At 69.8% G+C, this 13,132-nt stretch carries 7 protein-coding genes; 3 read left to right on the forward strand and 4 right to left on the reverse strand.

The genetic code is table 11. The features are described from left to right. Positions 1–90 precede the first annotated feature (90 nt). The 3 genes from FHX31_RS17355 to FHX31_RS17365 all read left to right on the forward strand — a co-directional run bounded on the left by FHX31_RS17355 (position 91) and on the right by FHX31_RS17365 (position 4,755). On the forward strand, positions 91–303 hold the full coding sequence (locus FHX31_RS17355; RefSeq protein ID WP_184976776.1) for a hypothetical protein: 213 nt from the start codon (positions 91–93) through the stop codon (positions 301–303). A gap of 244 nt (positions 304–547) precedes the next feature. Further along, on the forward strand, positions 548–1,930 hold the full coding sequence (locus tag FHX31_RS17360) for a glycoside hydrolase family 43 protein (RefSeq protein ID WP_184976777.1): 1,383 nt from the start codon (positions 548–550) through the stop codon (positions 1,928–1,930). 71 nt (positions 1,931–2,001) lie between these two features. After that, positions 2,002–4,755 carry a beta-L-arabinofuranosidase domain-containing protein gene (locus FHX31_RS17365; protein WP_184976778.1) on the forward strand — a complete coding sequence of 918 codons (2,754 nt, stop codon included), beginning with the start codon at positions 2,002–2,004 and terminating at the stop codon, positions 4,753–4,755. 54 nt (positions 4,756–4,809) lie between these two features. On the opposite strand, the gene FHX31_RS17370 is transcribed toward FHX31_RS17365, so the two are convergent. The 4 genes from FHX31_RS17370 to drmA all read right to left on the reverse strand — a co-directional run bounded on the left by FHX31_RS17370 (position 4,810) and on the right by drmA (position 12,993). After that, entirely contained in the window at positions 4,810–6,003 is a 1,194-nt protein-coding gene (locus FHX31_RS17370) for a hypothetical protein (protein WP_030268776.1), read from the reverse strand. Positions 6,004–6,558: 555 nt separating this feature from the next. Then, positions 6,559–7,263, reverse strand: coding sequence for a DISARM system phospholipase D-like protein DrmC (drmC, locus tag FHX31_RS17375; RefSeq protein WP_184976779.1), 705 nt, complete (start codon positions 7,261–7,263; stop codon positions 6,559–6,561). After that, a complete protein-coding gene (gene drmB, locus FHX31_RS17380) occupies positions 7,253–9,283 on the reverse strand; it encodes a DUF1998 domain-containing protein (RefSeq protein WP_184976780.1) in 2,031 nt (676 codons plus the stop codon). Before drmB ends, drmC begins: the two co-directional genes overlap by 11 nt. Beyond that, on the reverse strand, positions 9,283–12,993 hold the full coding sequence (gene drmA / locus FHX31_RS17385) for a DISARM system helicase DrmA (protein ID WP_184976781.1): 3,711 nt from the start codon (positions 12,991–12,993) through the stop codon (positions 9,283–9,285). The genes drmB and drmA overlap by 1 nt, the downstream gene beginning before the upstream one ends. Positions 12,994–13,132: the final 139 nt, after the last annotated feature.

Genomic DNA, 13,132 nt, shown 5'->3' on the forward strand with positions numbered 1-13,132 from the left:
CTGTACCCCGGTCGTCGTGCTGGCGGGATCGTTCCCGGCCGGCCGCGCGCCTAGCGTCGAGGTGCAAGGACGTCACCCGAGGAGGCAGCCGTGAACGACCTGGACCGTACCGCCGAGAACACCGCCGCGACGACGCCCGTCACCCGGATGCGCCCGCTGCTCTGGCTGGTGCTCGTCGTCAGCGTGGCGGCGAACATGACGCTGTCGAGCGTCCTGGACAACCCGTGGGCCGGCTCGGCCTTCGGCGCGCCGGCGCTCGCATCAGGCGCGGCGCTGGCAGTGAACCACTACCGCAACCGCTGACCCGCCGCCGTGCGGGCGGCGCCGGGAAGCCGGGCGGGGCGGGCCGGGACGACGATCGGCCCGCCCTGCGGCGTTCGCCCGGCGACCACTCCCCCGGCTGGTACGACTGGTGTCGTCGCGGGAGGTCCGCGGCTGAGCGCGTTAACGTCACCACTCGATTGACAGACGACTATGTGAACGCCAGGCTAGGGGAGATTGTTAGCGCTAACGCGGACGTCATCCCCACCGCAGAGGAGGGCCCCTCGTGCCCCTGACCCGACGCGCGTTCACCCTCGGTGCCCTGTCCACCGCTGCAGCCGCCTCCGGCGCGCTCAGCCTGCCCCGCGGCGCGCTCGCCGCGCCGAACACGGCCTACGCCATGGCCTACTTCACCGAGACGCCGAACGGTCTCGGCGCCGACTACGGCCTGCACCTGGCCGTCAGCCGGGACGGCCTCACCTGGACCCCGCTGAACCAGAACAACCCGGTCGTCACCCCGACCGCCGGGCAGCTCGGCCTGCGCGACCCGTTCGTGCTGCGCAGAACCGACGGCACGTTCGTGGTGCTGGCCACCGACCTCAAGGGCACCAACTGGGGGCTGACCAGCCAGTACCTGCACGTGTGGGACTCCACCGACCTGACCGCGTTCACCGGTTACCGGCGCATCCGGATGCACACGCTGGACACCCACACGTGGGCGCCGACCGCGTTCTGGGACGCCGCCCGCGGCCAGTACGCCATCGTCTACTCCGCCAACAACGGCCGGGACGTGCTGTTCGTCAACTACACGAGCGACTTCCGCACCGTCAGCGCACCGCAGGTCTACTTCAGCCCGGGCTTCGGCGTGCTCGACGGCGACGTGGTGGTCGACGGCGGCACCACGTACCTCTACTACAAGAACCTCGACGACGGGTACCTGTACGGCGCCCGGTCCGCCACCGGCGCGCCGAACAGCTTCACCACGTACACCGGCGGGCTGCGGCAGGGCAACGCGATCGAGGCGCCGCTGCTGCTGCGCACGAACGAGGGCGGCTGGCGGCTGTGGGGCGACTCGTTCAGCCCCGTCAACAACGACTACTACGCCTGGTCCACGACCACCATCGCGGGCAACTCGTGGACGCCGCTGAACCAGCGCGACTACACCCCACCGCTGAACTCCAAGCACGGCTCGATGGTCGGCATCAGCGACGCCGAGTACGCCGGGATGGTCAACCGCTGGGGCACGCCGAACTGGGTGCGGCTCAAGTCGTCGAACCTGCCCGACCGCTACGTCCGGCACGCCGACCGGATCGCCCGCGTCGACGCGTACCCGTTCGACCCCTACCAGGACCAGATGTGGCGCATGGTCCCCGGCCTGGCCGACTCCGCCGCCGTCTCGTTCGAGTCGGTCAACTACCCCGGCAACTACCTGCGGCACTACGACTACGCGGTCCGGCTGGACCCGAACGACGGCACCGCCACGCTCCGCGCCGACGCCACCTTCCACCGCACCGCCGGCCTGGCGGACAGCACCTGGTCGTCGTTCCGCTCGCACAACTTCCCCACCCGCTACCTGCGGCACTACGACTACCGACTGCGCATCGACCCGCTCGGCGCCGGCTCCCCCGCGATCGACAGGCAGGACGCCACGTTCCGGGTCACCGCGTAACCGCCCCCACCACCACCGTCCCCCACCACCACCGTCCCCCACCACCACCGTCCCCCGCCACGGAGGCCGCCATGCCCGCTCCCCTGGTGAACCGCCGATTCCTCCTGCGCACGACCGCCGCGACAGCCGTCGCGGCCACCGCCGGCGCCGCCGCCGGGTCCGTCTCCGCAGCCGGTACGGCACACGCCGCGCTGCCACCGGCCCGCCCCGACATCGGCGTGTCCGCGTACGCGTTCGACCCCGGCCAGGTACGGCTGACCGCCGGCCGCTGGCAGGACAACCAGAACCGTACGGTCGCCTACCTGCGCTTCGTCGACGTGAACCGGCTGCTCTACAACTTCCGGGCCAACCACCGCCTGTCCACCGGCGGCGCCGCCGCCAACGGCGGCTGGGACGCGCCCAACTTCCCGTTCCGCACCCACATGCAGGGCCACTTCCTGACCGCCTGGGCACAGGCGTGGGCGGTGCTCGGCGACACCACCTGCCGGGACAAGGCACTCACCATGGTCGCCGAACTGGCCCGCTGCCAGGCCAACAACGGCGCGGCCGGGTTCAGCGCCGGGTACCTGTCCGGCTTCCCGGAGTCCGACTTCACCGCGCTGGAGGCGCGGACGCTCAGCAACGGCAACGTGCCCTACTACTGCATCCACAAGACGCTCGCCGGGCTGCTGGACGTGTGGCGGCTGATCGGCAGCACCCAGGCCCGGGACGTGCTGCTGGCGCTGGCCGGGTGGGTCGACCAGCGCACCGGCCGGCTCACCTCGGCCCAGATGCAGACCATGCTCGGCACCGAGTTCGGCGGCATGAACGCGGTCCTGACCGACCTCTACCAGCAGACCGGTGACGGGCGGTGGCTGACTGTCGCGCAGCGGTTCGACCACGCCGCCGTGTTCAACCCGCTCGCCGCCAACTCCGACCAGCTCAACGGCCTGCACGCCAACACCCAGGTGCCCAAGTGGATCGGCGCGGCCCGGGAGTACAAGGCCACCGGCGTCACCCGCTACCGGGACATCGCCGCGAACGCGTGGGCCATCACGGTCGGCGCGCACACGTACGCCATCGGCGGCAACAGCCAGGCCGAGCACTTCCGGGCACCCAACGCGATCGCCGGCTACCTGCGCAACGACACGTGCGAGGCCTGCAACACGTACAACATGCTCAAGCTGACCCGGGAACTCTGGCAGCTCGACCCGGACCGGGTCGCGTACGCCGACTTCTACGAGCGCGCGCTGCTCAACCACATGATCGGCCAGCAGAACCCGGCCGACGCGCACGGCCACGTCACGTACTTCACCCCGCTCAACCCGGGCGGGCGGCGCGGTGTCGGCCCGGCGTGGGGCGGCGGCACGTGGAGCACCGACTACAACTCGTTCTGGTGCTGCCAGGGCACCGGGCTGGAGACCAACACGACGCTGGCGGACGCGATCTACTTCCACAACGGCACCACGCTGACCGTCAACCTTTTCGTCCCCTCGGTGCTCACCTGGAGCCAGCGCGGCATCACCGTCACGCAGGCCACCTCGTACCCGGTCGGCGACACCACCACGCTCACCGTCACCGGCTCGGTGGCCGGGTCGTGGACGATGCGGATCCGGATCCCGGCGTGGACCAGCGGGGCGAGCGTCAGCGTCAACGGCGTCGCGGCGGGCATCGCCGCCACGCCGGGCAGCTACGCCGTCCTGACCCGCGCCTGGACCTCCGGCGACACGGTCACGGTCCGGCTGCCGATGCGGGTCACCACTGTGGCGGCCAACGACGACGCCGCTGTGCAGGCCGTCACGTACGGGCCGGTGGTGCTCTCCGGCAACTACGGCAACACCACGTTGAGCGGCCTGCCGACGCTGGACCCCGGCTCGGTGACCCGCACCGCCGCCGGCAGTCTCGCGTTCACCGCCCGGGCCGACGGCGCCACCGTCAACCTCGGCCCGTTCTACGACGCCCACGGGCACAACTACACGGTCTACTGGCGGGTCGGCGCGGGCGGTGGCGGCGGGGAGGCGAGCTTCCGGCTCGCCAACGCGGCGAGCGGCCTGGTGCTCGGCATCCAGAACATGTCCACAGCCGACGGCGGGCTCGCGCTCCAGTGGGGCGACACCGGCACCGCCGACCACGACTGGCAGCTGGTGGTCGACGGGTCGGCGCTGCGGCTGCGCAACGTCAACAGCGGCAAGGTGCTGGGGGTGGAGAACATGTCCACGGCTGACAACGCCCGGATCCTCCAGTGGGCGGACAACGGCACCGCCGACCACCTCTGGACCGTCGTCGACGTGGGCGACGGCAGCCACAAGCTGCGCAACGTGCACACCGGCAAGCTGCTCGGCATCTCCGGCGGTTCGACCGCCCAGGGCGCGTTCGCCGTGCAGGACCCGGACAACGGCAGCCTGGACAACCAGTGGCGGTTCCTGCCCAACGGAGCGCGGCGGATCCAGAACCTCGGCAGCGGTCTGGTGCTCGGCGTGCAGAACATGTCCACCGCCGACGGCGGGCTGGTCGTCCAGTGGGGCGACACCGGCACCGCCGACCACCTCTGGACCGCGCTCGTGGACACCGGCGGCTACCTGCGGCTGCGCAACGGCAACAGCGGCAAGGTGCTGGGCGTCGAGGGCGGCTCGACAGCGGCCGGCGCCCGGATCGTCCAGTGGGCCGACAACGGCACCGCCGACCACAGGTGGCGGCTGCGGCACGGCGGAGGCGGCTGGTTCCGCATCCAGTGCGCGAACGGCGGCCGGGTGCTCGGGCTCAGCGGCGGCTCCGGCGCCCAGGGCGCGCAGGCGGTCCTCGCCGACGACACCGGGGCCGCGCACCAGCGCTGGCGGTTCCTGTAGATCAGGCGGTGGCGGTGGGAGCGGTCCGGCCGCTCCCACCGCCGCCGGGATCGGTCAGGGCGTCAGGGCGTCCGGGGCGGGAGTCCAGGTCGACTCGTCCCGCACGTCGTCGGCGACGGTGATCCCCTCGGCGATCCGCAGCAGCTCGGCCTGGGGCAGCCGGCCGCCGACGCCCTCGGAGCTGACCTGGACGACGACAGTGCCGTCGGCGCTCCAGATGTTGCAGAACCCGCCTCCGCGGGCCGCCCCCGGGTAGCACTTCGTCGCACCGGGCTCCGGTGACTGGTTGGAGCTGGTGCTCGGCGTGACGAAGATGTGGAACCCGTCCCTGATCCCGCCCTCGACCGAGTCGAACGGCGCGGTAAGGCCCGAGGTGCGCAGGGGCGGCCTGGTGTACGTCGCGCCGCCGTAGTCACCGGCGCGGGCGGTGGCGATGCCGCTCAGGCCGGGCATGGCGTGCGTGCCCACCTGGAGCGGCACGTAACCCCGCGGCAGGTAGCCCACCGTGAACGGCAGCGGCGCCGGCGTCGGCCCGGCCGGCTTCAGGCCCGCGACCAGGCCGCTCAGGTCCGCGAAGCTCGGCGTCGCCGCGTCGCCGGAGATCGATGTGACGGCCGCCCAGGCGTTGTGGGCGTACTCCCAGGCGAACAGCTTGTTGCCCGGATCCACCGGGTTGCGCGGGTCGAGGCCGAACGGCAGCGTCGCCTGTACCGCCCTGCGCCCGGCCACCCTGACGCTCCGACCGTCCTTGACCGCGGCCGGATCGAAGGCGCCGGGCCGGTAGACGGTCAGGTACGCCCACAGAGTCGGCTTCGCCCCGGCGGCCGTCCTCTCCTGCTCGAACGCCTCGGCCTCGTCCTGGCTGACGGGCTTGTCGTTCGAGGTGTGCCGGTCGGAGTAGACGGGGGCGATCTGGTACGCGGTCGACACGACGATCGGGTCCTGCACGTGCAGCGTGCCGGCGTCGTACCCGGTGAAGGTGAAGGTGAACGGCGAGGCGTCCGGCCAGGGGCTGACGCCCGGACGCGGCGCCTCGGACAGCGCCGAGGCGGTGCGCCTCGCGTCCAGGGTCGGCACCGTGATCGCGGCGGCGACCGCCACCGCGACGAGGCCCGCCGCGCCGGCTGTCGCGAACCGGTTCCGGCGGCGCCGCTCGGCGCGCCGCCCGGCCGCGACGATGTCGTCGACGGTACGGCCCATCGGCGGCTCGTCGCCGGTCACGGCGTCCACCAGTTCACGCAACTGCATTCGTCCACTCCTCCATCGGCCTGCCGGTGAGATTGAGGTGTTCGCCGCCGAGGGACTCGCGCAGCTTCGCCAGCCCACGGGAGACCTGGCTCTTGGCCGTAGTCAAGCGTCGGAAAAAGCCAAGATGTTTCGCATGAGCCCACCCGGGCATACCCCGCGTCGCGGCGCAGGAGTCGACACGTGCCAAGAACTGGCCCGACGGAAGCTGGCCGGACACCGAAAGTCCGGGCCGATTCAGCGCCGGCCAGGCAGCGGCTGCGGTATCTCACGATCGCCAGCTCGCCTCGCCGGCACTCATACTTCCGCGACTGGTCCGCTGGAGGTACCGCCGTACGAATCACCTGGCGGCCCGCCCTGCAGGCGATCATTCCGACGGCCGTGCGCACCTCGATCTCCCTGGGCATGAGCGCGGCGCACTGGCACCTAACGGAGAAGCGACGAGGCCCAAGTTGATCAGCCGGAACGACTCCGCCTGACTGCTCACACCGAACTGGCTAATCAGCACATCGTCCAGTTTCGTCTGCACGACGATTCAGGGCTCGGGCGGGCGCACGGCTATACCAACTCGTACAGCGACCCGTGCTTGCTCGTCATGGTGGCCTCGACGGACTCGGCTAGTGCAGAATCGCGGATCAGGACGCCGAACTCGACGTTCACGTTCTCGGCGGAGTAGCTGAAGTTGGCGCTGGTCAGCAGGAGCAGTTCGTGGTCGATCACGATGAACTTGGCGTGGCTGCGCACGTGGTTGCCGTTGGGCAGTTCGGTGGAGCGGTAGACGGTGGCGCGTGGGAGCTGGGCCTTCACCCCAGCGGCGTCGGCGACGTCCCCGTCGATGTAGACGGTGACGACGACGCCGGGCTGTTCGGAGGCTTCCTTGAGCACGGACCGCATCTGCGATGAGTCCTGGAAGTTGTAGGTCGCTGCAGTGACAGATTGCCGGGCGGCTCGCGCGATGCGGTGGAACTCGCTGGTGAGGTGTCCGACGGTGGCTTCGTTGCCGGGCATCGTCCAGACGGGAGTCAGTTCTCGCAGCACGGCCTTCGCGCCCGCGATGGCGCGCAACACGCTCACGGTGCGCTCGCGGTCGGTGTGCCCGAGCGCCGCTGCCACGAGGAGGCGCTTGACGGTCTCCCTTCGCGCTGCGGCGACCTCGGTCAGCGCGGCGATCGTGTGCTGCCCGGTCTTGAACTGGACGGCGAGTCGCTGTGCTTCGGTGGCGGTGAGGAAGCTGCCCAGTTCGGCGAAGGGGTCAGATGCCATGGAAGCTACCGAAGAATCCAGGCACGGTCGGGCCGTCTGCGGTGGGGAGATCGAGCAGGAACCGCCGGTCGAGGAACCGGTTCGCCTTCTCGCAGGAGGTTTCTGAGGCGAAGCTGCAGGTGTGGCAGGCGGCGCCGTGCAGGAAGTCCTCCGGGTCCGCCGGCGTACGCATGGCGCAGGTCGGGTCGGAGGAGCAGCGTGCGGCCCGGCGCAGCGCGGTGCGCACGATTGACTGCAGGCGGGCGGGTTCGGCCAGTGCAACGAGCCCGCCGAGGGTGCCTTCGCTGTCGGAGGCGGTGGTACAGATGAGCAGCCCGGCAGCGGACTCACGCTGCGGCGCATCGTTCCAGGCGTAGATGCGCTCGGTGAGGCTCGCGGCGCCGTATCCCGAGTACATCGCCATCTCACGGATGAGAACGTGGGCGAATGTGTGGACCAGCCAGTAGCGCGGTCCGGGCAGACGGGTGTCAGCATCGTCGACCTTGGCGGTCTCGGAGAAGCGTCGGGCGAAGTTGCGCCGGTGCGCCTCCCGGTGTGCCTTCCACAGTGCACTGCCCTCAACCGTCTTTTCCCACCTGGCGGCGGCGTCGAGGTCGAGTTGAAGGAAGATTCCCTCTCCGCGGTCCTCGGTGGCGGGCACCCAGGTCGGCCTCGCGGCGCGGGTGAGGGCGACCAGGCGCGAAGCGACGTCGTTGACGCGGTCCAGCTCGTCCAAGCGGGTGAAGCCGAGGACGGCGTTGACGCGCTTCATCCGGTTGACGCCGACCACGCGGGCGACGTGCCGGTGCAGGTCAGGCCCGCGCTGCATCTCGGTGACCATGAGCCCGGTGTTGTTCTGCTGTTCGGGGAATAGTGCCGGCTTCTGCAGGTAGCGCCACTCGGGGATGAGTAGCTCGATCGGGTCCCATTTCGCCTGGCGTTCTTTGCGGGCTTCCTCGGACTCAGGCGGTGCGAGGACTTCAGCGACGGCGGCGGCGATGTCGTCGTCGGTGAGTCCGGTGACGTCGATGTTGCGTGCGGCCGCGAGGGCGCGGATGACTGGGACCTGTTCGCCGAACTGCTTGATCTGGTCGATGCCGACCTCGAAGCGCAACTGGTCGCCGAGAGCTTCCTTCTTCTCGGCGTCGGAGCGCGGCATGACGATGATGCTCTGCGTCGAGGGGAACCAGAGGTTGGATGCGCCCATCATGATCAGTGCCGGGCGGGCTTGGCATCCGGGGTAGAACGCGCCCAGGTGCGGGTGGCGACCGCGGCAGGTCTGTGGGAGTTTTTCCCGGCCCTTCGATCCCTGCGCCTCCGCCATCCCGCGGGTCGTCCCGCAGGCCTGGCAGATGATCGTCGACCCGACGCTTCTCCCGACGTTCGCATCGCGCATCTTCAGCTCGGGCGATTCCGCATTCGGGCATGTTGCCCCGCGGTGAACCCAAAGTGTGTAGGGGAACTCGTCGAGGTGGCCGTTCGTGCAGGTAAGTAGGTGCTGTGCGGCCACGGCGGGGCTGCCCGCGCGCCTGCCCCTCCCGCCGCGGCCTGGGCACGGTTTGTGGGCGAACTGCGCCAGGTCTGGCCGGAACGGATGGGTGTTGGTGTAGGTGAATCGGGTGAGCGGGCCCAGGTAGTCACACCCGGTGCACCGGAACCACTGGGGGAACACCCTTGCCGGCAGGCCGAGGTCCGAGCCCTCGTTCGACAGGGTGCCCTTCTTCGGCTGCCACGGGAACGGACGCAGGGCGTCGACCTGCGTGCCGAGGTGCAGGCGCACCACGTTGAGCAGGCGCGGTTCGAGGATCGTGGGTACAACCTCGCGGCGCTTCCAGATCGGCTCCCAGTCGTCGAGGCCGGCGGGCATGACCGAGAAGTTTGGCAGGTCCATGATCGCGCCCGGTCCATAGGTGTAGAGCAGCGACGAGGGGCGGGCGGAGCCGACCTTGGCGCGGTTCTTGGCCTGGCCCTCCTCCACGTCGCCGAGTGGGTCGAGAGCGTCGTTGTTATCGGGCAGCACCTCTGCAACGGTGTCGGTCATCAGTCGCTCTCCCCGGCGGGCAGTGTCCAGTTGTCGACGCCTGGCGGGGTTCGGGCGAACAGCCGCTCCGGTATCGGCGAGACGAGGATGTTGATCTCGGGTTGCACCTCGCGCATCGAGTTCGCGATCACGAACGGCGCTTCGGCCTTGCTGCCGACGCTGGCGCGGTGGTTCTCGGGGCTGATGATCAGGGGTAGGTACTTGTCGCCTTCGCCGGTGCGCTCGTAGACGAGGGTCTTGTGCTGTTCAGTGGCGTACCCGGCTCGGCTGGCCCACCGGTCGACGCGGTTGGTGAGCAGATCGCTGGCCCGTTTGGTCAGGTCTTCGTCCTGTGAGGCAGCCAGGATGCGGGCTTTGAGTCGGTTGATCAACACGGCCACGGCGTCGTGCTGGGAGCCAATGCGGCCCGCCTGCTGTTCGGGCGAGAGCCCGTCGGCGACGACGGCTTGGGCGACGCGGGCCGCGCTGACGAGCAGGCTGTCGAGGCCACGCTCCAGAGCGGTGGGCGAGAACGGGGTGACCGACAGCGCCTCGACCTGCTTGTAGAAGGTCTCGTGGTAGTGGCGGAACTGTTCGAAGTGCGCCAGGTCGCGGGGTCTGGCCCAGTTTCCCAACGCCACCACCAGGCCCGGGCGGGCAGCGTCCCGGCCGACGCGGGAGGACGCCTGGATGTACTCGGCGGTGTTCTTCGGCTGGCCGACGACGAGCATCAGGCCGAGGCGTTGTATGTCCACCCCTACTTGCAGCATTGAGGTGGCGAGGACCACGTCGAACGGCGCCTCGCCGTTGCGCAATGGCGGCTTCTTGTTCTCCTTTGCCGCCGCGATGCGGGCCCGGAACGCGCCGGTCGTGTCGTGGCCGGGGTCGAACTCCAGGCCGAGCCGGTCGAGGGTCTTACCGATGTCCGCCCCGGAGATGCGCGCGGTAAGTTCGGCTACGTTGAGGCTGCCGAACGCGGTGCCGTATCGGCGCGGGAAGCCCGAGTCCTGTCGTGGGTTGCCCACCCGCGTGCTCACGTCGTCATCCACATATCGGCGCATACCCGCCAACTCACGGGTGGCGTTGAAATAGCCAACCAGCGTCATGTAGGGGTCAGCCTCGATACCCGTGCGGTCGAAGAGTAGCTGGCCTGCCAGCAGCAGCACCTCGGCGACGCGGATCTCCGCGCTGGATAGGCGCACGCCCTGGGCACTGACCCCGACGTAGCGGCGGCCGGGGTTCTTGGTCGAGACCGGCACCTCGCGGGAGAAAAAAGTGTCCGCCACGTCGAGCACCTGCGGTGGGAAGATCTCGACCTTGCGCCCGTAGAGTGCCCGCACCTGCTCGCCGGCGTTGCGGACGGTCGCCGTGGACGCGACGATCAGCGGCCTGACCGGCTGGCCGTCCGGGGTCTGCCACGAGCACAACGTCTCGACAGCGACCTCGAAGAGCCCGACCGCGGTGCCGAGCGCGCCCGTGATCAGGTGCAGCTCGTCCTGGATGATCAGGTCCGGTGGCCGCAGCCGCCCGACGGGCACCACGGTCGCCGTGCGATGTCCGCCGGCGGCCTGGTGGGAGCTGACCGTGCAGCCGGTGTAGTCGGGATGCACGTAGCCGTGCCGGCCGCAACGCTTGGCGACGAACCCGAACAGCGACGCCGCCTCACCCTCGCGAGCCAGTCGGGCAAACTTGTCGACGGTAGCGATCACGAACGCCGGGGTCAGCCGGTAGATCTCCTCGTCGACCGTCAGGATCGGCAGGCCCTCGGGCACGCCACCGCCCTTGGAGAACGGGCACCGGGCGAGCTCGTCGCCGCAATGCACGAACACCCGCCGCGACGTGGGATCGCCTTTGACGTTCGCCGGGGTGATCTCGGTGCCGCACCACGGGCACCGCTGGATCTGCAGCACGGTCAGCCGGTGAGAGGCGCCGTCGTTGACCTTCTTGAGCTGCTCGTCGGCCTCCTCGAACCGCTTCGGGCTCACATCGGTGCCGACCCACAGCCCGATGCGGAACGGCTCGGTCCCCCACGTCACCTCGTCCTCGCGGCGCGCCAGTTCCGCCGCGCACACCAGCGCGGTCGCGCGCTGGAACTGCTGCGCGGTGAGCAGCCGCAGCGTGTACCGCATAAGGACCGAGACACCGTCACCGCCGTTGAGCGGCCCGTCCGCGGAGGCGACCACCCCCTGCCGCCGTCGGATCGCGAAGGTGTACGCGGTCAGACCCAGGTAGGCCTCGGTCTTGCCACCACCGGTCGGGAAGAACAGCAACTCGACCCTGGCCTGGTGCTCGGCGCTGCGCAGGGTCGCGGTCGGGTCAGTCAGCGCACGTAGCTGCATGAGGATGAACGCGAGCTGGAACGGCCGCCACGACGCCACCGGCTTGCCGTCTGCCTCAGCGAGTTCGAGGTCTTGGCGCGCCAGCGCGATCGACAGAGCCGAGTCGGACTTTCGCGCCTCGGCCACCTGCGAGGCGAGCCGCTGATCGCGCATGACCCGATTCATAAACCGGAAGCACTGCAGCGCAGCCGGGTCGGAAGCTACGAATTCCAGCCCCTCGACCAGACGCTGATGCGCCTGCCGCGCCTCCCACAGCACCAGCTCGGCCGTCTCCTGCAGATGCGCCGGCAGCGTCTTCGCCGCCGTCTCCTGCCGGTTGAGCCAGGCCCCATAGCCAGACACGAGCGGTGCCAGACCTGCCTGGACCTCGTCGGGACCGGCCACGGACAGCGCCTTCATCGACAGGGTCGCGCCCTCAACTTCGCCCGCTCTCGTCTGCGGGGTCTCCGCCACCGGCAACCACGCCGTCGACACCTCCGTCGCCCGCCGCGACCCGGTGCGCACGACCCAGCCAGCCGAACAGGTGCGCCCGATCGCGAACTCCAGCCGGTCCTTGTACTGAAGGTCGAGGCGGCGCACCTCGTCGTCGTACTCCGGCCAATCCTGCTCCAGGACATCACGCACGGGCAGGAACACCTCGGCCCCGCCGGCGTCGGCTCGCAGCTTGGTCTGGAACATCCACATGTTCGACGGGATCGGCAACGGGGTCTCGCGGTCATTGCACAGCGCGACCTCCACGAGCACGCGCTGGTACTCGGGATCGTCGTACCGGTCGATGCGCAGACATATCGCATCGCGCAGCACGATCGTCGCCGTGTGCCCCGGCTTCAAGTCGTGCAGCGCGACCGTCCGCGACTCCTCGACCGGTATGCGCTGATACTGACGCACGGGGCGCCCTGCCTTGTTGACCTTGTCGATCTCGACCGTCTCGTACGTCCCCCACGACGCCGTCACCGTGAACGACGCCAGGTCGGTTGGCACCTGGAACCGAAGCCCCATCGACGCCGGGATCATCAGCCCCTGCTTCGGCGCACGGTCCTCGACATCGTCATCCTCGGTCTCCGCACCGTCTTCGTCGGCGGACACCGTCGGCACGCCGCGCCCCTCCGTATACCCCTCGTCGAGACGGACCTCGGTCAGGTCGTTCGCCTCACGTTGATCGAGTCCCGACGCGGATGTGCTCGTGAGCTTGACCGGCGCGATTAGGCCGAGAAGGTACCGCTGGCGTGGACTGAACGGCAGCAGCTCATCGGGTCCGTTGATCGGCCCGAGTAACTCCCGCTCCAGGATGTCGACGAGGTTCTCCCGAACGGTAAACGACGTGCCATCAGCCTCATGGTTGAGCACATACCCGCCGTCTGTAGGTGCCGCCGCCCCAGTGCCGTCCGCCATGCGCCACAGTCTGCCGCACACCATCAAAAGATTGCGAGCGTCACCCGCCGTGAGCGTGACGCCACCCCGGTGGCCAGCCGCGGGACCACCCCGCGCTGCGCTGAGGTGCTCCCGTGACTGGCCGATTCGATCCCCTCCG

This window comes from Micromonospora sp. CNZ286, from assembly GCF_014207755.1.